This is a genomic window from Gilliamella sp. B2838, assembly GCF_026536185.1.
In the GTDB taxonomy this organism is placed as follows: Bacteria; Pseudomonadota; Gammaproteobacteria; order Enterobacterales; family Orbaceae; genus Gilliamella.
In genome coordinates, this window is record NZ_JAFNOO010000001.1 from 364,200 (window position 1) to 387,863 (window position 23,664).

General features: G+C 36.1%; 17 protein-coding genes. All 17 read left to right on the top strand.

All coding sequences use genetic code 11. The features are described from left to right. Positions 1-11 precede the first annotated feature (11 nt). The gene (gene tssH / locus J3U63_RS01705) at positions 12-2,798 is read left to right on the top strand and encodes a type VI secretion system ATPase TssH (RefSeq protein WP_267370296.1); all 2,787 of its coding nucleotides are present in this window, start codon (positions 12-14) and stop codon (positions 2,796-2,798) included. A 13-nt stretch (positions 2,799-2,811) separates the two neighbouring features. Continuing rightward, entirely contained in the window at positions 2,812-5,193 is a 2,382-nt protein-coding gene (locus tag J3U63_RS01710; RefSeq protein ID WP_267370298.1) for a type VI secretion system Vgr family protein, read from the top strand. Continuing rightward, positions 5,194-6,102, top strand: coding sequence for a hypothetical protein (locus J3U63_RS01715; protein WP_267344939.1), 909 nt, complete (start codon positions 5,194-5,196; stop codon positions 6,100-6,102). It abuts the gene before it with no gap. A 19-nt stretch (positions 6,103-6,121) separates the two neighbouring features. Then, positions 6,122-9,529, top strand: coding sequence for a toxin VasX (locus J3U63_RS01720; RefSeq protein WP_267370300.1), 3,408 nt, complete (start codon positions 6,122-6,124; stop codon positions 9,527-9,529). A gap of 27 nt (positions 9,530-9,556) precedes the next feature. Continuing rightward, the gene (locus tag J3U63_RS01725; RefSeq protein ID WP_267370301.1) at positions 9,557-10,447 is read left to right on the top strand and encodes a DUF6708 domain-containing protein; all 891 of its coding nucleotides are present in this window, start codon (positions 9,557-9,559) and stop codon (positions 10,445-10,447) included. Positions 10,448-10,512: 65 nt separating this feature from the next. Then, the gene (locus J3U63_RS01730) at positions 10,513-11,211 is read left to right on the top strand and encodes a hypothetical protein (RefSeq protein WP_267370303.1); all 699 of its coding nucleotides are present in this window, start codon (positions 10,513-10,515) and stop codon (positions 11,209-11,211) included. A 113-nt stretch (positions 11,212-11,324) separates the two neighbouring features. Further along, positions 11,325-11,597: a PAAR domain-containing protein gene (locus J3U63_RS01735; protein WP_082209441.1), complete on the top strand. Its 273-nt coding sequence runs from the start codon at positions 11,325-11,327 to the stop codon at positions 11,595-11,597. Between the two features lie 203 nt (positions 11,598-11,800). Then, complete coding sequence (locus J3U63_RS01740) at positions 11,801-12,799, top strand: hypothetical protein (protein WP_267370304.1); 999 nt, start codon at positions 11,801-11,803, stop codon at positions 12,797-12,799. 5 nt (positions 12,800-12,804) lie between these two features. After that, complete coding sequence (locus tag J3U63_RS01745; protein ID WP_267370305.1) at positions 12,805-16,131, top strand: ImcF-related family protein; 3,327 nt, start codon at positions 12,805-12,807, stop codon at positions 16,129-16,131. Positions 16,132-16,159: 28 nt separating this feature from the next. After that, on the top strand, positions 16,160-17,770 hold the full coding sequence (gene tssA, locus J3U63_RS01750) for a type VI secretion system protein TssA (RefSeq protein ID WP_267370306.1): 1,611 nt from the start codon (positions 16,160-16,162) through the stop codon (positions 17,768-17,770). A 54-nt stretch (positions 17,771-17,824) separates the two neighbouring features. Beyond that, entirely contained in the window at positions 17,825-19,588 is a 1,764-nt protein-coding gene (tssF, locus tag J3U63_RS01755; protein WP_267370307.1) for a type VI secretion system baseplate subunit TssF, read from the top strand. Further along, the gene (tssG, locus tag J3U63_RS01760; RefSeq protein WP_267344923.1) at positions 19,552-20,592 is read left to right on the top strand and encodes a type VI secretion system baseplate subunit TssG; all 1,041 of its coding nucleotides are present in this window, start codon (positions 19,552-19,554) and stop codon (positions 20,590-20,592) included. Before tssF ends, tssG begins: the two co-directional genes overlap by 37 nt. A gap of 16 nt (positions 20,593-20,608) precedes the next feature. Continuing rightward, the gene (gene tssJ, locus J3U63_RS01765; RefSeq protein ID WP_267333244.1) at positions 20,609-21,127 is read left to right on the top strand and encodes a type VI secretion system lipoprotein TssJ; all 519 of its coding nucleotides are present in this window, start codon (positions 20,609-20,611) and stop codon (positions 21,125-21,127) included. Beyond that, the gene (gene tssE, locus J3U63_RS01770) at positions 21,124-21,558 is read left to right on the top strand and encodes a type VI secretion system baseplate subunit TssE (RefSeq protein ID WP_065632972.1); all 435 of its coding nucleotides are present in this window, start codon (positions 21,124-21,126) and stop codon (positions 21,556-21,558) included. Before tssJ ends, tssE begins: the two co-directional genes overlap by 4 nt. Before the next feature lie 95 nt (positions 21,559-21,653). Then, positions 21,654-22,001, top strand: a complete 348-nt coding sequence (locus tag J3U63_RS01775) for a hypothetical protein (protein WP_267344925.1) — start codon at positions 21,654-21,656, stop codon at positions 21,999-22,001. A 3-nt stretch (positions 22,002-22,004) separates the two neighbouring features. Next, a complete protein-coding gene (locus J3U63_RS01780; RefSeq protein WP_267344927.1) occupies positions 22,005-22,790 on the top strand; it encodes a hypothetical protein in 786 nt (261 codons plus the stop codon). After that, positions 22,790-23,659: a hypothetical protein gene (locus J3U63_RS01785; protein WP_267344929.1), complete on the top strand. Its 870-nt coding sequence runs from the start codon at positions 22,790-22,792 to the stop codon at positions 23,657-23,659. Before J3U63_RS01780 ends, J3U63_RS01785 begins: the two co-directional genes overlap by 1 nt. Positions 23,660-23,664: the final 5 nt, after the last annotated feature.

The window sequence follows — 23,664 nt, forward strand, 5'->3', positions numbered from 1 at the left end:
AAGGAATATTCATGATTGCTGATCCTTCTGTGTTATTAAGACGACTAAATCCCTATTGTGCAAAGGCTCTTGAAGCAGCTGCGGGATTATGCCAAACACGAGCACATACTGAAATTACTTTGGAACATTGGTTATTAAAATTATTAGAACAAGGTTCAGGAGATATTACGGTTATTGCAAGGCATTATCAACTCGACATGGATAGCATTTGGCAAGGTTTACTCAGTTATCTAGATGCATTACCCCATACAATTAATGAAAAACCCAGTTTATCATCATCGTTGATTGCCATATTACAATCAGCATGGCTACAAGCTTCATTAGAAGATAACGAAGACATGATTCGTTCCGTGCATATTTTACAGGCACTACAAAAAAACCCTCATTGTTTAAAAGCACAAAATGCATGGCAATTATTGAGTTTATCAGCTATTTCATTACAAAAAATGCGTGCAATGTTAGATGAAATGTCTGATGAAAATCCAAGTAATCAATATCGCTATTCTGCTGAAGAGCTCACTCATACAGAAGATCAATTAGATAGAGCCTCGCAAACCAATACCAGCGAAAACATGACAGAAACTAAAACATCGCAATCATCTGTTTTAAAAACAAAAACTAAACAAAATCATCAACAAGCAGCCCTTACCCGTTTTACTGAAAATGTCACCGAAAAAGCCAAAACAGGTAAAATTGATCCCGTATTTGGTCGTGATGACGAGATTCGTCAAATGGTAGATATTTTATCTCGACGCCGTAAAAATAATCCAATTTTAGTAGGTGAACCGGGGGTTGGGAAAACTGCATTAGTCGAAGGATTAGCATTACGTATTGCAGAAGGTAATGTACCCAATAATCTAAAAGATGTCAGTATACTTACGCTAGACCTCGGATTATTACAAGCAGGTGCTGGTGTTAAAGGTGAATTTGAACAACGACTGAAAAATGTGATTGACGCTGTTCAGCAATCGCCAACTCCAATATTGCTGTTTATTGACGAAGCGCATACGATTATCGGGGCTGGTAATTCTGCTGGTGGTGCAGATGCGGCTAACTTATTAAAACCTGCGTTAGCCAGAGGTGAACTTAGGACTATTGCTGCCACAACATGGTCAGAATACAAACAATACTTTGAAAAAGATGCTGCACTTGAACGTCGGTTCCAAATGGTTAAAGTCGATGAACCGAATGATGAAAAAGCAAACCTTATGTTACGGGGACTAAAATCCCGTTATGCAAAACATCACGGCGTTCACATTCTTGATGAAGCAGTTAAAACAGCAGTGTTGCTATCTCGACGCTATATTAGTGGCCGACAATTGCCAGATAAAGCTGTCGATCTATTAGATACTGCCTCGGCGCGAGTTAGAATGGGACTTGATACCATTCCTGAATCAATAACAAAAATTGAAGCTAAAATTGATGCACTCACTATTGAAAAACAAGCGATTGAAGCGGATGCTTTGCTTGGTGAAATAACATCAACAGAGCATATAACCGAAATCGATAACCAATTAAAACAATTAACACAACACTTAACTGACGAGCAAACCCAGTTTCAAAAAGAAAAAGAAATAGTTGAAAAATTAATTGAATTACGCAAAAAATTAACACCTCAAGCCGATAAAAAATTACGTAAACAACTACTTGATACTCAAAAAGCGTTAACAAAGCTACAAGGTACTACACCATTATTATCACTCGATGTTGATAGTCGCACCGTATCTTCTGTTATTGCTGATTGGACCGGCGTGCCTTTAGAAAGTTTATTAAAAGATGAACAAAGCCATTTACTAACTCTTGAAGACGATCTGCGTTCACGTGTAGTTGGTCAAGATAATGCCTTGCATGAAATTGCCAAGCGAATTCGCGCAGCTAAAACCGGACTCACGTCAGAAGAAGCACCAATGGGCGTATTTTTACTGGTTGGACCATCAGGAGTTGGTAAAACCGAAACGGCTTTAGCATTAGCTGATACATTATTTGGTGGTGAACAATCGCTAATTACTATCAATATGTCTGAGTATCAAGAATCTCATACAGTATCACAGCTAAAAGGATCACCGCCGGGTTATGTTGGGTATGGTCAAGGAGGCATATTAACAGAAGCCGTCAGAAAGCGTCCTTATAGTGTTGTTTTATTGGATGAAGTGGAAAAAGCACACCGTGATGTACTTAACCTATTCTATCAAGTTTTTGATCGTGGTTTTATGCGCGATGGTGAAGGTCGCGAAATTGATTTCCGCAACACACTAATTTTAATGACATCGAATTTAGGCAGTGATGAACTGATGACACTTTTTGAACAAATGCCTCAAGCAGATGTTGCCACCCAACATGAATTATTGCGCCCAATTATTCGAGAACACTTTCAACCGGCACTACTTGCCCGTTTCCAGACCGTTATTTACACCCCACTAAGCGACAATGCCTTACGGCATATTGTGGAAATGAAGTTGAACAAAGTCGCGTCTCGATTACAAAAACATTACAAAATTGATTTTAATGTTGGCAAACAGCTCTACAACCAATTAGTTGCCGCGTGTTTACTCCCAGATACCGGAGCCAGAAATATCGACAGTATTTTGAATCAACAAATTTTACCCGTAGTTTCAAGCTTACTGTTACAAAATATTAACCATAAAGAAACAACGCAAACACTAATTCTCGATTTTGATGAAAATGACGGCATTATACTTGAGTGGGCTAAACAGCCAAATCAAAAAGTAAAACCGAAAAAAAATACTACTGAGAAAAATATAAAAAATAGTAGTAAACCAAAAAGTAAGGTTAAATAGATAGGGGATCAGTATGGTAAAAGCATTTAATCAGCTTACGCAGCAATTAGGTGAAGGTTTGCTCAATAAGTTACCGACTATGGGCCACAATCGCTATACGCTCATGATCGATGGCGTGTCATCTCCCATTTCTATTTTACAAATTAAAGGGGATGAACAGCTTAACCAGCCATGGCATTATGCTATTACTTTTACTAGCAGTGATAAAGGATTATTGGTTGATGATGTGTTAAATCAACCAGCATCATTTATTTTTAACCCTATAAGCGCGAATGCCTTAACCACAGTACTCAGCTCACTTAGTGCCGTGACGCCACAAAGTCATTCAAGAGTTTGTTATGGAATAATTACTGCCTTTAATCAACTATCTGTTAACAAAGATGAAGCACGATATGAGGTAGTCTTATCACCACGACTTTCCCGACTCTCATTGAGTCGAAGCAGTGCAATATTTCAAAATCAAAGCGTAGTCAGCGTGGTTGAAGAAGTACTGCGTAGCCATGGTTTTACCGGCGTTGATTATCGACTAGAGCTTAAAGAAAGCTACCCTGCACGTGAACTCATTACTCAATGGCAGGAAAGTGATCTGGAATTTATTCAGCGCTTATTAAGTGATGTGGGGATTTGGTTTCGCTTTGAAAGTCATGCTGAGCACCATTGCGATGTGTTGGTAATGAGTGATTATGAGCAAGGGTTTGAAAACGCTGGCAAAATCCCATTTAAAGCACCAAGCGACATGATAGATGGTTTACTTAGTAGTATCTGGGATTTACAGCTACAAAGTAAAATGGTTGAGCGCGACGTCACTACCCAAGATTACAATTATCGTTTAGCTGAAGCAAACCAACATTCAAACGTTAATTCCTTACCCCAAGATAACACAACCTTTGGTACTGATTATCGTTATGGTGAACACTATAAAGAGCATGGAGATGACAATAAAATTGAAAGTGGTCAGTGGTATGCAAAAATTCGTCATCAGCATTATATTAGCGATAAAGTTGTGATTCATGGTTGCAGTAACGATTATACTTTAACCCCAGGGCAACGCATAATTATTAGCGAAAACCCGATCAATGGCTTGAGTGAAGGGATAATTATTCTTACCACACAAAGTTTAGGTAACCGCAGTGAATCATATCAACTGAAGTTTACAGCTATCCCTTATAACCCATTGAAGCCTTATCGCCCTATTCCACTGCCATGGCCACAAGTTGCAGGTACAGTGCCAGCAAGAGTTACCAGTCCAGATAACGATACCTACGGCTACCTTGATACTCAAGGTCGTTATCGAGTTAAATTTAACTTTGATTTAAAAAACTGGAAACCTGGCGAAGAAAGCTTATGGGTACGACTAGCCAAGCCTTACGCTGGTAGCACTTATGGTTTTCATTTTCCACTTATTGAAGGCACCGAAGTCGCTATTGCCTTTACCGATGGTAATCCTGATCGTCCTTATATTTCGCATGCAATGCATGACAGCGCTCATCCAGATCACGTTGCAACAGCTAACAAACACCGCAATGTAATTCGAACTCCAGCCAATAATAAATTGCGCATGGATGATAAGCGAGGCCAAGAACACATAAAATTAGCTACTGAATACGGAAAAACGCAGCTAAACATTGGTCATCTTGTTAATGAAAAAAAAGAGCAACGAGGTGAAGGATTTGAACTGCGTAGTGATGAGTGGGGAGCAATACGTGCGGGTAAAGGGCTTTATATTACCAGTGAAGAACAAAGTAAAGCGAGTAATGTTCAACTGCAAATGGATAAAGCCATTAATGAATTACAGCAAGCTTGCGAACTAGTAAAAAGACTTAACGAATTAGCACAGGGGGCAGAAGCTGAATTAGCAGATTTACAATCACAAAAACAATTACTTGAACAAAGCCTACAGCAGTTAAAACAACCCGCTATTGTGAACTATGCACCTTCGGGTATAGCAAATGTAACCCCAAGTTCAATTCAACAAACAGCGGGTGAAAACATCATTCAAACAGCACAAAACAGTGTCGACATCAGTACTTTCAAACGTTTTATGGTGACAGCTGGAAATATGATAAGTTTATTTGCCAATAAAATGGGAATTAAAATATTTGCATCAAAAGGTAATATCGATATACAGGCACAAAATAATGAAATGCTTTTAACGTCCAAACAAAATATGAAAATCACAAGTACTGATAATGAAGTAATTATTTCAGCCAATAAAAAACTTACTTTAACTTGTGATGGAGTTGGAATCGTACTGGAAGAAGGCAGTATAAAACTTATTGCACCAGGTGATGTTCAGGTTTTGGCTGCCAGTTTTAATCTTCTTGGCCCATCAAACTATAGTGCCCCACCACCAGTGTTGCCTGCTGGAACTAAATGTCGTGAGGATTTAAGGTAAATGTTACAGAATTTAATAAATGGCTTAAACGAAAACAAAACCAATTGCTATCGTTATCTACTTGTTGATGCTCTTAAATCATTAAGGGATATAGAATTGTTAACATTAGATAATATTAAAGGTGTGTTTAGCAAAGAGGATGTACAACCAGTTTTACGTTCGGATCTATATTACGATCCTAATCATTGTCCACATTTAATTCTATTAGCAAAACCTAATGAAGATATTGAATTAGAACTGATCGAACTAATGTTAAGGACAAGTCAAAAGGAACAAGAACTTTATAGACACTATATTTGTGGATGGATAAGTAGCGAATTATCCATAGATTTGCTTGCGGAAAAATTGGTTGAATATGGTAACAAATTGGGAACATTGAGCAACCCTGAGACCAATGAATTTGTACCATTTTTTGAACACGTTCGATTACAAGTTATAAAAGAGTGTTTATTACAGGAAAATGCCACTTTATTCTACTTTGACTTTGCTGCTAATTATATTTTTTTGAATTATTATGGTGAGTTAGAAATATTAAGGAACTTAAATAACGCCAATACGTTATCTTCATTTCAAAATATATTTTTAAAAAAAGCACTCCAAAAACAACAACAACCCATATTAGTTTTTGGACTTGCCGATTTGTGGAAAGAATATGCAGACTTCTTTCCGCATGATGCTCTATTACGCAGTGCTAACCAAATAATTCATGCAAAGAGCATAGGCTTAACTAAAGGTGAAGATATCATATCATATAGTTTTTATTCATTGATGTCAGGCAAAGATCTTATGAAGTATAAAAATTTTTCTGATGCAGTCAAACTTGCTATAGAAGATTCAATAACATTAAATGAAACCTTTGAAACATTCTCACAATCGATGTGGAACGAAATTGGTATTGAAGTAGAATAAAACAATTAAGAGGTATAACATGTCACCAGTCAGTAAGGAATCAGTGTCAAGTAAATCACAAAAAATTGACTCATTAAATACCAACGGGCACGCTTGCGAAAGGCATGGCTATCCAATTTTTTTATTACGGAAATCAGCAATTAATCCTAAATGGTCTACATCCAAAATAGACGATTCCGTTATTCCTTCTTTGGATGATCGAGAGCCTGCCGAAAAATTTCAAGATCATCAATCTATATTACGACCATTAAGAGAAGGTTATGTCTATGTTTTGGGAGGCAAAAGTGAATCACAAAAAGATTATATTAGCTATTATCAAGTGGTTGAGGATGGGATTTTATTAGAAAAACGACCAGAAGATTTAGAAAAAGAAAAAAGCGAACCATTACCTGAAACTTGTACAGTCAATAATCATTTTGTACCAGCCTCATTTATTACAGTAGAGCTTAATGACAAACTATTACAAAAAAATCCTTATTTATGGATAGCATATAGTCGATACCCATGGAATAAAAAGGCACGAAACCATTATAAAAAAACCACTCAATTAGCGCGTTTTACTAAAATCGATTTAACTTCTTTTTGTCAATCCCCTACATCTAATACAAGGGGCGTCGAATTAACAAATTGGTCATTACCTATTTTAGAGTTTTTGCCTAATTTATCGGGAAAAACCCAATATCTTCCTAATTATAAAGATCGAAAAAAACAGCAAGAACTTTATGCTAACTTTGTTTCGAATTATGAAAGTAAATCAGGAAAAAAAGTAGGGGGCATAGTGTTAGAAGACCACTTAGGTCTTTTAGAAGATTTAAATTTTCAGCTTAATGTTGAAAATAATTTTACAGGTGATCAAAAACTTGATAGTAAAACAGACAAAAACAGTGAATTATACCCTTATACCTATAATAAACTTTTTTCTGAGGAAATAATTCACAAAAAAACAATAGCTGAATTAATTACCACGTACAAAGAAAGTACACAAAAACACTATCAAGATAAATCAGAGCCTGGTGATATTTATGTTTCTTATCCTACCAATATCAGTGATGTATGGAACAACAAACCGGCATATGATCATACCAGTGCTGAAGTGGATGATTTAGGAAATATTCACTATCAATTAAGTAAAGCAGGTATGGCATCGTATAAGTTTGATCAGTATTGGAAAAAACTCGAAAGTCAATTAAAAAAAGGCGCATTAGAACAATTTAAACAAGAATATGATGAAAAGTTTAAGCAACTACAAGAACAAATAAAAGAAAGCCCAAGAGATTATGTACTAAATTTGCGTTGGTTTTTAGGTAAACAAATTAAAACATCAACTTATTTATCTGGTGAGAATGGCAAAGCTATAGCACTTGATGGTGCCATCAAAGACGTGATATATCCCAAACAAACAATTAGCCGCTATAATGAGGTAAAATTTTGGGAAATAGAAATTGACTATAAGGATGCAGCTAATCATCAACGTAAATTAATGGACTTAAGTTACATTTTAGCAGGCGAAAAAAATAATTTTTATATTCTTGGTGTATGGGACGAGATAATCAGAGACAAAAAGGGATTAATTTATAGTGCAATAGCCGGTAATGAAAAATCATTTTGGGATATGTTAGATGGAGAAGATGCTGCAAATAAACTAGCTGATCAAGTTTTTTCTTATTTAACTGATAATGAATCGAAAGCCATTGAATCAATGGCAAGTACTATTTTAACTTATATGGGGAATGCCTTACTTCAAATGACACAATATCATCCCTCTTTTTCGTATCAAGCAGGTCATGACATTATCAACGGAACGGGCGTTAGAACAATCTTTAAACGCGATAATATACATTTTAGTGAAGTTACCGCTTATATAAAATCAGATAATATAGAACTGTTAAAAAGCAAAATTCCCTCTTCAGGTACTGTCATTACCCCAACAGAAGTTGAAAAAACATTAATGTTAAAATTCTTTATTAAAGGCAATGGCGAACAGACAAAAGAGTTAGCAGAATATTTTAATCGCGTTAACGATCAAAATGTCAATCTCAATAAATTACAAAACAAGCTAAAAAGTATACGAGCCTGCGGCGCTAATGAAATCGAAGTCATCTTTGCCAAACAAACTCAAAATAAAGAGAGAGCAAAACGCGTTATTAATATAATTAATCAAAAAAATCAGGAGTGGATGCAAAAAAAGGTTAAATCTGCTGTTAATTTTAGCAAATTTAGCGGATTAACTATAATCAATGTCTTTTCATTGATTATGGAACATAAATCCACACAAGATAATATTAAAGAACTTGAAAGCTTTTCAGTCGATCCAAATAAAGTTCTTAAATTACGTATAGATATTATAATGGGTTATAGCTCGTCAACACTATTAGCATTAAAAATTTATGGTGATTTAATTAAAAAATTTGGTAGTAAGGTCAACAATATTTTGCCAGGAATGGAGTCAATTACAGCAAAACTAGGCATTAAACAAGTGAATCAATTAATCCTTAATAACTTAAAAATAATCAATAAAGCTCTTGGAGTTATTGGCATTCTAGGAAACATAAAAGATTTATTTTTTTCTGCCATTGATATTAAAAAAGGGTACTCTGTTTCTGGTTTTTTTGGTTTAGGATCGGTCTCTCTTGCAATATTGGCTCCTTTTGCAATCGCTGGCCCTTTGGGATTAGTGGGCGCGCTTGTACTAGCTGGATTAAGCATACTTTGTGCGGTGCTAAGTGAATATTATCGACTAACACCAATGGAAATTTGGTTTGACCGCTGCGCGTTTGGACTACGCGAAATTAATGATGGTTCAAAACAACCTTACCCATTAACCCTTGTTGGCTTAAAACAAGCTATGAATGATTTTCTAATTTGTGTGCAAGGCATTAAGGTTAATCTGAAACTTCAATACAGTACTATAATGGGGATGGATTATGATGCACCAACCGTTATGTTAGTGATGGAAGTACCCAATTTTAATGACACAACTAGTAAATATGATGGTTTGGTGATTATCGATGATAGTACCTCTTCACAACAAACTATGATTAGTTTTAATGGTAACGGTGAAGATTTTGAAATGACTAATCCAGCCGTTCAGCAAACCAATGGTTTATCGCCTATCAACACATTGATAACGACCATAACTAATGAAAACGAATCAAGTTCAAAAGAGGTTATGATATTAGATAAAACTGTTGTAACAGACCAAGAGAATGATAGCAATATTCCTACTCAACAAATAGGTACACTAGTTGTAAATAAAAAACTAGTAAAACTGCCCTCTACCAATGGCTTAAAGGTAAGGTTATTCCTTAATTATATTGCCGATACAACTAAAAAGAATGAAGAACCCCTAACCATTGAAGATCAATTAGTCACCAGTTCGGTACTAAATACTGTAATATACGAAACACCTGAACCAATAATGTATTAAATCGAATTAGGTAGAGGATCAATAATTATGTTTAACAGTACGCGTTATACCCCCAAAATTTGGGGTTGGACAAAAGATTTAGAAAAATCTATCTCCCGTTATGATTCAGGAACACGCTTTAAGCAAGATAAACAAGGGAGACCTTGTTTAAAAGGGATGCGTTATGCCGATGATACCTATTGTGAAGTGGGACGATTTAGTAACAGTGATAGAACATTCTATATCTTAATTGGATTATTAATTTTTATTGTTGGACTAATTATTGCCAGTATTTTTTTATACGCTATAGTGGTATCTATAACCAGAACTGGAAGTATCGGAGTAGCCCTTTTGGCGGTAGGTTTTAATGCTATTGTTATACCAAGCTTTGGTATTTATGCTACTGGTTATACCATTCGCAGTTTAATGTTACCTGCCGATATTCCGGTCCGTTTTAATCGACAAACCGGTAAAGTCTATGTTTACGACCCACAATTGAATAAACATTATATTTGGTTTCCATGGAAAGTCTTAATACGAATGGCAACTCCCGATATTAAAGTATTTGAGTGGGATAATTTAAGTGCGTTTTCACGCCATAAAGGGGTTGTTAACGAATTATGGTTAGCAGCCTGTAAACCCGGTACCTTTGAAGTAATTGATTATTTTTTAGTATGTGATGAACCTGTACTTTATGATGAATGGCTGTGGATTATGGAGTATATGTCATTTGCACGTGAACTAAGTTATGAAAGTGAAGTACAACCAACACATTGGTCACATGAGATCAACCCTCGTTTTGCTTCACCGATTATCTGGCCGGAAGGTGTTGATAAAGCATCGAAAGCCCGCTCGAAAGCAGAATTGGCCGAAATTGAAAAACAGTATGACTTAGTGGATAAAATGTATCCACCCTACAATATTGAGCACCAAGCATAGGTCTGCTTGTACAGCAGTTTATTTATAATTTAAACTTAAGAATAACGATAGATAAGAGGTACATCATGAATATGAGAATAATCGTAATATTAATACTTGGTGGGATAGTGTTTTTACTCACCAAGTGTGACTTTGCGCATTTTAAAGAGAAAATTCAACAAGAGTTTGATGCATCTAACCCTAATGGTGATAAAGGGTTTTGTTTATATTTTCCGGGGAAAGGCGTTTATCCTTATACATCAATAAATACCCTATCTCCGCCTGCTGAATCAATTAATATCAAATATAATAATATTCTAAACAATTCATTACATGCTTTTGCTCAGATGGGGCTATTTAGCGAAGAGCCTGCCGGTAAAGATGATGGCAAACCTATTTATCGTTATAGTTTAACCCCGTTAGGACAACAGCATATTCGTCGTCAAGGAAAGTCTGATGGCTTTTGTTTTGGTCGGATTGTTGTGCAGAGTCTTAAAAATTCATATGAGGATATGCCTCCTACTGAAGATATTACCTATATTTCTGGGAGAAAAAGGAAACGAGTCTATTTTGATTTTACCATCGAGAATTTGCCTGATGACTGGTTAAAAGCCAATATGCCCTTTATCAAAAAATTATACGGGAAAAGGATGGAACAGATTTTAAGCAAAAAACAAGCGCGTTATAGTGCATTTTTTGCCAAGGAAGCCGGTGACAAAGAGTGGCATATACTAAACAAAATTGAAATTATTGATGATGCATTTTTTTTAGCACAAAGGGAGTAATGTTATTTAAAAAATTGGCGGTATTAGGTATTTTTTAACAGTATTAAAGATTAATGTTGCTTGCGAATACAAACATTATTAATTATAAAATAAAAAATAATAGGAAATAAACAATGGGTAAATTGCGTGGCGTTATTCGCTTAGGCGATTCGACAGATCATGGTGGCAAAGTTATTTCGGCCTCCTCAACAACAATTATTCAAGGAAAGCCCTTAGCGCGCATCGGAGATATGGTTAGTTGCCCGAAAAAAGATCATGGTGTCAATCCCATCATTGAGGGAGAGCCAACCTTTCTTGATCAGGGTAAGCCCGTCGCGTTAGATGGTCACCATGCTGCTTGTGGATGTGTGTTAATTTCATCGCTAACTAATGTGGGGAAAGGTTAATGTCTGTTGATTTAACATCATTACCCCCCACCCTACCTAACCCCAAGAAATTTAACTTTTTATTTTTTGGGGGGTTATTAATCGTTTTTGTTATAATAGGATGCATCACTACCTTTGTATTGAGCTTTTTTTACACCATAGCTAATTTATTATTTGTATTCGGAGCATTAGTCTTACCAGTTTTAATTTGGGTGTTTATATTTTTGTATGGTCTTTATTATAGAGGTTATCGAGAAACCTATATTAAACAATGGAACGCTTACCGAGATATACGCTATCAACAACTGGTTAACTACGCAAGGCGTGGGTTATATGTTTTGTATTACAACCTTACCACCGAATATAGTGAATATAATAATGCCAACGGTATTGTTAATAACCGATTTGCACTGATTACTAAGCGTCATCCAAGTGGTAGTAGTATTATTCCACATAGTGCATTATCCTTACCTAATAATGTAAATAGTGGTGATTTTTATGAACGATTAGAGCCACTATTTAAACAATGGCAACAGCATTACAAATCTTATTTTAACCAGTTACCATCGGATTTGAACATTCATGTGCGTTTTTTTATTGATTCAACAAGTCCAATCGAGAATCTTGAAAACCTATGGTCACAAACGGTAGGTTCACTTATTCGTACTTCGAGTTTTAAAATTGAAGACACTAAAAGTAGTTCTAAATTTATAGAAGCATGGCTAGACAATAGTGATCATGATGACGATTTGCTACTTGTTATTAGTGCTCATTTATTTAATTCCCCAACAAAAAATGAAGGCGAATTTGCATCATTAATGCTATTAGCAGGCGAACGCGCAGTTAAAACACCATTTTTATCAACCTTACAGTTACCTTTAGTAAAAGTGTGCCGTAGTGAACAGACAGATTCATTAAGTCAAACAATAGATAAAGCTCTATTGTGGGGAAATACAGATAATAAACGTTTTGACGGTGTTTGGTATGGCGGTATATCAAACGACATTAATATTCAAATCATGAATCACTTTAATGACATTGATTTCAAACCAAACGGCATTTTTAATATCGATACCTCGATTGGTTCTGTAGGTTATAGTACTTATTGGCTGGCATTAGCTTTAGCTGTAGAAAACACACTAACAACTAAGAATAAACAGTTTGTGATAGTCGGTAATCCAAACATTAGTGCTCAAGTTGTTGAATATTTGCAGGGAAAATAGAACAAATGAAAAAAATCACTATAACTTGGATGATATTGTTATTTCTGATTGCAATTATCGTTATTTATTTTATTTGGCAAAACAGTTTTTCTTTTTTTACGACCAATGGCGATAAATGGTTAGCAACAACTGTCGTAATCATTATTGCATTGGTATTATCGCATCTAAACAATTTGATATTTTTGTCATTAAATAAAATAATAAAATTCAACTTCAAAATGATGGATAAAAGTCATATTGATACTGATGATAAAAAAACAAAAAAATCCGAAAAGACTGGTTTTTTCGATGAAATAGTTAAGTTTTTTTATAGTCGCTACGGCATCTTTTGGCGCTATAAAATTCGCAAATGTTTAGTATTAGGCTCTGCTTCTGATGTTCAAGCTTTATTACCAAATTTAACGGCTGAAGGCTGGCAATTATGTGATGAGACGTTAATGATTTATGGTGGAGATATACAAGATGAGGTCAATACTCCTTGGTTGCAAGCCTTAAAAAAACAACTTTCTCGTTGTGTGCCTTTTTGGGGAAAACCAATTAATGCCTTAATTTGGGCTTTACCTGAGCATTATTTAGATAATACACGGCAACATCAATTAGCTCTCGAAAAAGCAGTAGTCCAGTTACATAAACGAAATAAAATTTTAAATTGGTCGGCACCACTTTATTTAGTTGCAAGGCAAAAAGAAGAGTGGTCACAAGCTGGGCGCATTGAACAAAGTGTTGGCATTTTCTTTTCAACGTTAAAAAAAGAGTCAATGGAGTCTGTTGATTTATCACTTAATCAATTAGCCAAAGATTGTAGTAAACGTGGAATACAACAAATCAAAAAGAATGTTTGTCACGCCTTTTTATTGCAAATTAGCCAAAATTTAGTTAAAGGTGATATCACTAATATTAAACGTTACTTGACCCTGCTGACTTCCTTCCGTTTCTCTCCTTGCGTTCGTGGTCTGTTTTTTATGTCTAACCAGCAAAATTCAAATCACGATTCCTCTTTTTTTGAACATTCATTGTTAATGACACCAACATGGCAGTCAATTAGTGATGATGCAAATTTACAATTTGGACGAAGAATGGGGATTCAATGGGGGTTATTATCTTGTTACGCTTTAATTGCTGTAATGACAGTGACAAGTGTTGCATTACTGACTTCATTTTTCCGTAATGCATCACTAATCAATGATAGCGTCGAATTGGTTAAACAAGCTGATAATTCAGTAACGCAAAACTATACGGTTCAATTGCAAACTCAATACCAGTTACAACAACGTTTAGAACAGTTACTTTTTCGGCAACAACACGGTGCACCATTATCGTATCGATTTGGCTTAAATCATAATAATGAGCTATTAAATAAATTGTGGCTTACCTATCGTGCAACCAATTCACGCAATATTGCAACGCCATTTTATGACAATATAACTCAGTACTTAACATTACTGACTGAATTACCACCAAATGATCCTAGACGAAATAAACTGGTAGAATCGGCATACGATGCATTGAAAGCTTATTTAATGATGAATCATCCGGATAAAAGTGATGGAGATTATTTAAGCAAATTTGCTAGTGAAATATGGCGTGCACCTCAAGGAGTAAATGATGGTGATTGGTTACGTTTAATGCCGGATTTGGTTCGTTTTTGGGGACAAGTACTCAATATGCATCCTGATTGGGCACTATCTAGCAATCCGCGTTTGATTAAAGACGTCCGCCAAATTTTGATTAATAATATTGGTGTACAAAATGCGGTAAATACCCTTTACCAAGAGATGATTCAGCGAGCAAGCCAGCACTATGCAAATCAAAACTTAAATCAATTGCTTGAAGGTTTAGATAGCCGATTACTCTTTTCGAATGATATGGATGTACCTGGTGTCTATACCCGAAAAGCTTGGGATGATACCATCAAAGATGAAATTGATAATATTGCTAAGTCACGTAAAGAACAAATCGATTGGGTATTAAGTGATGGGGTAAATGCATCAACATCATCTATTTCGCCCGAAACGTTAAAACAACAACTTACTGAACGTTATTTTAGTGAGTATAGTGCCGCTTGGTTACAATTTTTAAATACAATTGAGTGGCATAAAGCCGATAATGTATCGGATGTCATTGAGCAACTCACTTTACTGGCTGATACCAGACAATCACCATTAATTGCGCTTATGAATGTGGTGAAATACCAATCAGAAGTGGCATATACCGGGGATGGATTGTCCGACAGTTTGATTCGTTCAGCACAAGAACTTATGGGGAGTAAATCTCAAACAGGATTACCTAAAAATAATGAAGCATCAGGTCCATTAACAGCAACTTTTTCACCTGTGAACAACTTGTTAAAAAATGACAATACTAATGGACTTTCTTTGCAAACTTATTTACTGAGAGTGACACAAGTTCGCCTCAAGTTACAAAATGTTACAAACAGCGCAGATCCTCAAGCAAGAATGCAAGAATTAGCAAAAAGCGTTTTTAAAGGGACTTCTGTCGATTTAACTGAAACACGCGATTATGGCAACTTAATCGCGGCAAATCTTGGTGAGGAGTGGTCTGGGTTTGGTTACAATTTATTTAAACAGCCTTTAGAACAAGCATGGCAAGTCGTTTTAGAGCCTGCCGCCACAAGCTTTAACGATCTATGGAATAATTATGTGGCAAGTCAATGGGAAAAATCGTTTTCTGGCCGTTATCCATTTAAAGACAGAGAAAATGATGCATCGTTAGCGGAATTAGCGCGCTTTTTACGACCTGACACTGGAATTATCGATCGTTTTATTATCAGTGAATTAAGTGGTGTATTAGAGAAGAAAGGTGGAAGCTGGGTTGTGAATACAGCTAATGCGCAGGGCTTAAATTTTTCACCTAAATTCCTTGAAGCTTTAACACTATTTAATCAAATTGCAACAGAAATATTATCAAGTGGTGATGTTGCTTTGTCGTTTGATATCATGCCTCGCAGTGGAAATAACATCGCGCGTTCTGAATTGGTAATTAATAAACAAAAATTAGAGTATTTTAATCAAATTCCAACATGGCAACGCTTTAACTGGCCAGGCGATGGCTATTCACTTTCTTCACAATTGAGTTGGAGTAGTGATGCATCTGGAATGCGTCTTTATAAGTACTATAGTGGTGATTGGGCATGGATACGTCTACTTGAATCAGCATCTGTGAAACCATTAGATTCAAGTCGTTATGAATTGATTTGGAATGCACCCGATGATCGTAAACTACGCTTTATTTTACGCACTCAATTAGGTGGTGGTCCGTTGACATTGTTAAAATTGCGGAATTTTTCATTGCCGCAAAATGTATTTGAATAATGATGTATTATAAAAATGGAATATTTTTATGTTTAGTCAACTATTGAACCGTTTTTTTGGACAGCAAGATCCAAAAGAATCCATAGCACAACAATTAAATCAACATTGGGCGGATTGGTTACAGCCAATTAGTTTAGATAAACCAGCGGGTGAAGATTTAACATATTCTGATTCTTTTCAAGAGATTAAAGAAGAAATAACTAAACTTTCAGGTATTAATTACACGCTGATTGCAACAGAAAGCGAAACTATCTTGAAACAAAATAGTAAAGATATTCGTGTCGCCACTTATTATTGCTTGGCCCGTTTACATATTGATGGTGCAGAAGGGTTTGCTGATGGGGTTGAGCTACTAGCAGGATTATTGGACAAATTTGGTGAATCGATTTACCCTTCCCGTCACAATATTCGTAAAAATGCCATAGAGTGGTTAGCTAGTAGTAAATTTATTGATGAACTGACCCCATTACAGCCGATACCAGAAGCGTGTTTAACACGTATTATTGTAGCATTAAACATGATTGATACCTGTTGTAATACGTTATTTGTAAATGAAGATCTTAATCACCCAATTAGCGCCCCTGATTTAACAGCTTTAGTTCATTTTTTTACAAATGGAATCAAGCAAGCGCCCAACCTAAATAAGACGGAAGAAAACACCAAGGAGCCACCACCTTCCCCACCATTATCTACACCAATTCGTGGCGAAGGTGAAGTCAAAATCAGCTCCCAACGAGACTTACTCGAACAAGCTAGAAAAATGGCTTCTTTTTTACGCGAAAAACCTGAAGGCTACCTAGCAGCAGGGCGTTTTTTACGAGTTATTCGTTGGGATACCATAAATGATTTACCACCAGCGGATCATCGTGGGAAAACACGATTGCCAGCACCAAGAACAGAACTCAAACAACATATTAGTCGTTTAATTATTCAACAACAATGGCATGATCTTTTTGAACGAGCCGAGGCTGCATTCACCGAAAGTGCCAATCACTTTTGGTTAGATTTACAACGTGCAACCATAATAGCATTACAAAAAATGGGAGAACCTTATCAATCTTGGGCTGATATTTATCTAACTGATATTGGTTTGATGCTAGAACGGTTAAACGGCGTTGAACATCTTTGTTTTGAAAATGGGATGCCATTTGCCGATGATGAAACACTAAGTTGGATAAGTAACAATGCCCGTATTCACCATTTAGATGAAGGTGAAAGTATGGTACAAATTGCTGTATCGGGCGAAAACGATTGGAATGAGATTGAAAAACAAGCATTAGAACTCGCACACACTGAAAATTTAGAGAAATCGTTTCAATGGTTACAAAATTTACCGTCATTACGCTCTCCTAAGCAACGATATTTTCTACAATACACCCAAGCACGTGTAGCTGAACAATTTGGTCAACAAGATGTGGCACTAAAACTGTTAATTGGACTTAATGAACAACAACAAAGTATCACGTTATTACAATGGGAACCGGAATTGTTATTTGATGTAAAACGATGTTTACTACGATTAATGAAACAAAAAAATCATCTCAAAGATGGTATAAAACCAAATCTTTCTGCTCAAATTGAGCAGTTACATCATGAATTAATGCAACTCGATCCCGCAAGAGCATTAAGTGTAATGTAATATGATTCATGGTATTTGGATAGGAATAATAAATAATAATCAAAGAGACAAACAATGGATGATCTAATTCTACGCTATTACGAATCAGAAATGCGCTATTTGCGTGAAGCAGGAAAAGAATTTGCAAAAATTCATCCTGACAGGGCAAGTGAACTAAATTTAGATCGAGTAGGTGATCGCGATCCTTATGTAGAGCGTTTATTTGAGGGCTTCGCTTTCTTGACCGGCCGCTTACGCCAAAAAATTGATGATGATTTGCCTGAACTCACTGAAAGCCTGGTTAGCCTACTTTGGCCACATTATTTACGTTTAATCCCCTCATTATCGATTATCGAGTTAACACCCAATTATGCAACACTATCGCGCCAAGAGCTCATTCCTGAAGGATTAAAAGTACAAAGTGAGCCTCTTGGACAAGCTGGCACTAAATGCCCTTACCGAACAACCCAAGATGTCCTATTACAACCAATTAAAATTAGTCAAGCTAACTTAGGATTTCATCATGATGGTCGGAGTATGATTACTTTGCGTTTAAGTTTTGGTGAGTTAGCAGATTTTGAACAACTTGATCTATCTAAATTACGACTTTATTTGAATGCTGATGGCCCCATTGCGTCGACATTGCATTTTGCTTTAACGCAGCAAGTTGCCTCCATGCATTTACGGTATTCAACAAACCCGGAAAATCGGGTAACAATTCAAGGCAAAATAACCCCAGTTGGTTTTTCTGATGATGATCGGTTATGGTTAAAACCAGATAATGCTTTTGCCGGCTATCAGCTTTTATTGGAATATTTCGCTTTTCGTGAAAAATTTATGTTTGTGGATCTTCATGGACTCAATATTGATGATGTACCAGAGCATTGCCGTTATATCGATATTGAGCTCATTTTAAATCAAAATTGGCCAACCGATATGCCGTTTAATCACGACAATATCCGTTTACATTGTGTTCCTGTTATCAATTTATTTGAATTAGAGGCAGATCCGATCGTTGTTAACCAATTGGAGAGCGAGTATTTACTTAGGCCGTTACTTCGTCAAGATGGACATGTCGAGGTTTATTCTGTTGAACATGTGGAGGCAATCACCCGTAATGGTCGTTATCACTATGTGCCTTTTACCAGCTTCAAACATCGAGGAGGAATGTTAAGGCATGATGCACCTGAAAGATATTATCATACACGTGTTCGCAAAGGTGCATCAGGATTACATGAAACTTGGTTAATTCTGGGCGGTAAGATCTGGGATAAAGATGAAATGTTAGAAACCGAAACATTATCATTACAAATTACCGGTACAAATGGTATGTTGCCGCGTAAAGTATTACGCAATGCCCGTATTGATGAACTTTGTCATGCTCAAAACAGCATAAGCCGCGTACACAATTTATGTTCGCCAACATTACCATGTTATCCGCCAACTGAAGATCGTTTTTATTGGCGCGTTTTGTCGCATTTAGCACCGAATTATCTCTCCTTGATGAATGCAGAAGTGTTACGAGGAACGCTAGCTTTATATGATTGGACCGATAACGAACTCAATCGTCGACGATTGGAGGGCATTGTTAATGTCTCTCATCGAATGATTAAGCGTATCGAAAAAGGAATGCTACAGCGAGGTATAGAAATAGAGGTTACGCTCAATAGTTATCAGTTTGCCGGTGAAGGCGATGTCATGCTTTTTGGTGAGTTGATACATCAATTTTTTGCCCTGTATGCCGATGTAAATTTATTCACTAAATTAGTTATTATTCCTTTACCAACAGGAAATAAAATTATATGGAATCACAGCAAAATATCGAAAACAGCCTTTTAATGCAAACACTTGAAAGTGTTTTGCCAAAAATGAATTTTTATCGTTTTTGTCAATTACTTGAGCAAATGTATGCAAATGAACCTATACTTGGCAAATACGAAACACCCGCAGCCGATCCTTTGCGTTTTGCACCATCGATCGATATGTCTTTTCCTGCTAGTGAACTAAAATATATCGAAAGAGCGCCTTATGTTAATCGACCCGCGACAGTAAGAACGCGATTTTTAGGATTATATGGGGTTGACTCGGTACTACCACTGGGCTTACTTGATAATATCATTCGTCGTGAAGAAAACTATCAAGTGATGACTGATTTCTTGGATATGTTTAATCATCGTACCATCACTCAGTTTTATCGTATTTGGTTAAAATATCATTATCCTGCGAGTTTTTTAAGTGGAGGAAAAGATCCATTATCAAAATGTTTGCTTGGATTAACTGGACTGGGTATCAAAGGCACGGTAGAACAAATTGGTACGCCAGCATCACGTTTTTTGGCATTATTAGGTTTAATCACACAAAAAACACGTACAGCTGACGGTATTGTTGGCTTGGTACGTGTTTTAGTACATGATGCAAAAGTAGTAGTAAGTGAATTCTACCCTATTTGGCAGTCAATTGATAACCCAGCACAATTAGGCGATAAAGTACAACCGGTTAGTTTAAATGGAGGGGCGGTATTAGGTTCTCGTTTTAGAGAGTGTAATCAAACCGTTCATATTGCGATTACGCCTCAGTATGAACAGCAAGTGATTGATTTACTGCCTGGAGGGCAGTTACATCGTGATTTGATGGCTTTATTACGCGCTTATTTAGGTTATCAGGTTGATGCCAAAATGACACTTTGTATTCAACGTCGATTTTTACCGCGAAGTCAATTAAAGCCTAACAATAGTCGTCTAGGTCAAACAGCATCATTAATAAAAAACACGACTAATGAAAAGATTGAGGATGAAGTTGCTGTGAACATAGGCCACTACTCTGGAATAGATTATGCTGCATAATAGAAAAGGATTAAGTATGAGATTAATTAGTGTCTTGATAATAAGTATATTAACCATAGGATTAACAGGTTGTGGAATTGCCCAAAGCGTATCAGAAGGTGCAGTTGGCTTAAGTAATTCTGTTTTTTCATGGGATATTAGGACAATACATCTGGATTTTATTGCGAGAGCAGAATTAAATATGGATGATGACAGCCGCTCTTCACCTGTTGTTATTCGTATTTATCAATTAAAGGATGACAAAACATTTAATTCCGTTCCTTATCAGGATCTGGTCAACCAAGATAGTGATGCACTAAAGGAATCATTAATTGAGAGTAAAGAATTGATTTTGAAACCTAACACATCAGTTTCTGTTGATGTTCCTTTTGATAAAAAAGCTGAGGTTGTGGGAATTGCCGCACTTTATAAAGACCCTAATTTAAAGGAAAATAGTTGGCGAATGGTATTAACCCGTAGTGATTTAAATATCACTAAACCACGGCAAATTATTGCAAGCCAATATACTATAAAACTAGTGGATGAAAGTAAATGAGTGCTTCATTATACGATATTCTTTATGGCTATTTTCAATCAGGCATCCCCATCGACGATGTGGCGGAAAATGAGCAAACCATTATTAGTGTCATGGATAATATTGAACGTATCTTAAATAGTCGGGCTGGTGCAGTAAAACATATGCCCGATTATGGCTTACCTGATATGTCAACCATCTTTCAAGCCCTACCCTCATCAGCTTATATTTTGATGAGAGCAATAGAACAAACACTATTAAAGTATGAACCTAGGTTATCTTCTATTGATATCCATATCGACGATAAAAACCATGATACCATGGTCCTTGCTTATGAACTAACCTGCCATTTAAAAGAAGGTGGACTTGTCAAATATGGAACTTATTTTATGCCCGATGGTAAAGCTCGTTTGAAATACACCCGTAATGGTGTCACTGTTAACAAAAATTGACCAATTAAATAATAAATTTTAAGTTAGTTATTTTCACATTAAATTTATAAAATCGTTTAGCAATCAAAATAAATAAATTGGCGCCAAAGCATGTTATGGCATACGATTTGGCGATTGGTTTGGTTAAAGGAATTTGTTCCACTAATTTAACACTATTACAAAACTGGCGACATTATGCCGATTGGCGTGACCCTGCTAATACTGATAAGGAAGCAATCGAGTATATGAAAAAAGGAGTGCTTCCTAAAGAAATAAAGGAATCAATGGGTTATCCAGAAAAACATATGCCAAAAACTGTCGTTAATAAATATATTTCTTCTTGTTCTACTGACGCAGGAATACAAGCACAAACTCAGGAACTTTTAAAAGACAAATATGAATTACTAAGTACTTACCCAAAAGTACAGTTTTATTTACCTGAGCCTGATTTAACAACGGAGTAAACTATGTTAGCAATTATCTATCTATTGATTACAGCTTCATTCACTATACTTGGGCTTGTTAAGCGTTGGCGAATATGGACAGCTGTCTGTTATTTCGCCTTTTTACTGGTATTTTGTGCGATCATTCCCTTACCAGGCGAAGATAAAAAAAGACAAATTTCACCAACGCAAGTAGTATTCCGATTTGATGCCTATCGCTATTTGCAGTTAACCGGCTCTGACTGCGAAGGCAAACTTTATTATATCGATGAGCAAAAACAGGTTTATAACGAGTTGGCTATCCATTCGGCTGAGGTATTAACAGAACCGTTTGCACATGCTGTTGGGGATTATATTCTAATTCCTCGTACTGATTACGCAACAGTTCGTTATTCCCAAGATGGAGGGAGAACTTTTAAATCAATCGATGTTCATGGTTTTTCTAATATTCCTCGTCCTGGACGAGAACAGATTAAAGGAACCGTTGTTGTTGGAAATCAATTATTTATGGATACCACCAACGGAATTTATCGCTCTCCAAAACCATTTGGCTCCCATATTCAAGTTGATGTGCTTTCATCTAAAGACGTCGAATATTGGAAAGACGGTGAACAATATAATGGTGAACGGTGGCAAGGTAATATAACCGAGATGCCAAAGATGCCCAGTGATTATAAAGGCTGGTACCATTGGCAGTGTGATATTAATAAAAAGCAGTACGAAATAATTTATAATCGCTATGCGCCATTAATAAACTTGCAAGCTAAGTTACGTCAATCGATAGGGTTAATGAATAAAGGAGTACAATAATGTCACGATTAAGTAAATTCTTATTAATCTTTTTTATTATTATCCCTCTCTGTTTATGGGGCGTGATTGTAATGGTTGGCTCAATGTTACCTGAAAAAAGTGAAGTCATAGGATTAACCGTGCCACAACCTAAACCTCGTCCCGGGTATGAACTTATTTATCCTGAAGTATATGCGATGGGACCTGATAAAGGCATCTTTTACTATATAAGCGATAAAAGACAGGTGGTGTATCGCTATGATGCAGAGCGTTATTTAGAGCTTCAAGGGGAAAACTGTGAAGGATTAATCTGGTATCACGATGATAAAAATAATATCCACACTCGCATTGATGAAACTTTTTACACCAAAGATAAGTTACCAAAGTTTGAATATTATAATCCTGGGCATGCATATATTGCAGTTCCTACGCAAGATTTAACCGCAGTCATGTATTCACTCGATGGCGGTAACACGTTTATTAAAGGTACTGTGCCAAGCTACTCAGCAGTATCCGGTGATGAGATAGAACGCTTTATTGGAATAGATGATAAACCTTTAACGGTAAATTTTGAGGATATTCACCCAAAAGACTCTTCTGCATATAACCATAAAATCACAATATCTGGTAATACAGGTTATTTTATTTTAAAAAATGGGGATGTGATATTTGGGGAAACCGTTTTTTTTAATCCACATTCTGATCTAAAACAAGAATATCAAATTTTACGTCACCCAATTCAGGATGAATCTGTCAAATTAGGTGGGATGTACTGGGAAATTTATCATGATCCTGCTTATATCGAACGTGTTGAAGCTTCCAAAAATATCAAAATTGAGCCTTATCAAGGATGGGATAGGATTCGTTGTGAAATAGGTGCTGAAAAATAATAAGG

Excerpts from the sequence above, each read along its gene's own strand:
- tssA (WP_267370306.1), top strand. The coding sequence starts at position 16,160 with ATGTTTAGTCAACTATTGAACCGTTTTTTTGGACAGCAAGATCCAAAA.
- tssJ (WP_267333244.1), top strand. The coding sequence starts at position 20,609 with ATGAGATTAATTAGTGTCTTGATAATAAGTATATTAACCATAGGATTA.
- tssE (WP_065632972.1), top strand. The coding sequence starts at position 21,124 with ATGAGTGCTTCATTATACGATATTCTTTATGGCTATTTTCAATCAGGC.
- J3U63_RS01725 (WP_267370301.1), top strand. The coding sequence starts at position 9,557 with ATGTTTAACAGTACGCGTTATACCCCCAAAATTTGGGGTTGGACAAAA.
- J3U63_RS01710 (WP_267370298.1), top strand. The coding sequence starts at position 2,812 with ATGGTAAAAGCATTTAATCAGCTTACGCAGCAATTAGGTGAAGGTTTG.
- tssG (WP_267344923.1), top strand. The coding sequence starts at position 19,552 with ATGGAATCACAGCAAAATATCGAAAACAGCCTTTTAATGCAAACACTT.
- J3U63_RS01735 (WP_082209441.1), top strand. The coding sequence starts at position 11,325 with ATGGGTAAATTGCGTGGCGTTATTCGCTTAGGCGATTCGACAGATCAT.
- tssH (WP_267370296.1), top strand. The coding sequence starts at position 12 with ATGATTGCTGATCCTTCTGTGTTATTAAGACGACTAAATCCCTATTGT.
- J3U63_RS01715 (WP_267344939.1), top strand. The coding sequence starts at position 5,194 with ATGTTACAGAATTTAATAAATGGCTTAAACGAAAACAAAACCAATTGC.
- J3U63_RS01785 (WP_267344929.1), top strand. The coding sequence starts at position 22,790 with ATGTCACGATTAAGTAAATTCTTATTAATCTTTTTTATTATTATCCCT.
- tssF (WP_267370307.1), top strand. The coding sequence starts at position 17,825 with ATGGATGATCTAATTCTACGCTATTACGAATCAGAAATGCGCTATTTG.
- J3U63_RS01775 (WP_267344925.1), top strand. The coding sequence starts at position 21,654 with ATGGCATACGATTTGGCGATTGGTTTGGTTAAAGGAATTTGTTCCACT.
- J3U63_RS01745 (WP_267370305.1), top strand. The coding sequence starts at position 12,805 with ATGAAAAAAATCACTATAACTTGGATGATATTGTTATTTCTGATTGCA.
- J3U63_RS01780 (WP_267344927.1), top strand. The coding sequence starts at position 22,005 with ATGTTAGCAATTATCTATCTATTGATTACAGCTTCATTCACTATACTT.
- J3U63_RS01720 (WP_267370300.1), top strand. The coding sequence starts at position 6,122 with ATGTCACCAGTCAGTAAGGAATCAGTGTCAAGTAAATCACAAAAAATT.
- J3U63_RS01730 (WP_267370303.1), top strand. The coding sequence starts at position 10,513 with ATGAATATGAGAATAATCGTAATATTAATACTTGGTGGGATAGTGTTT.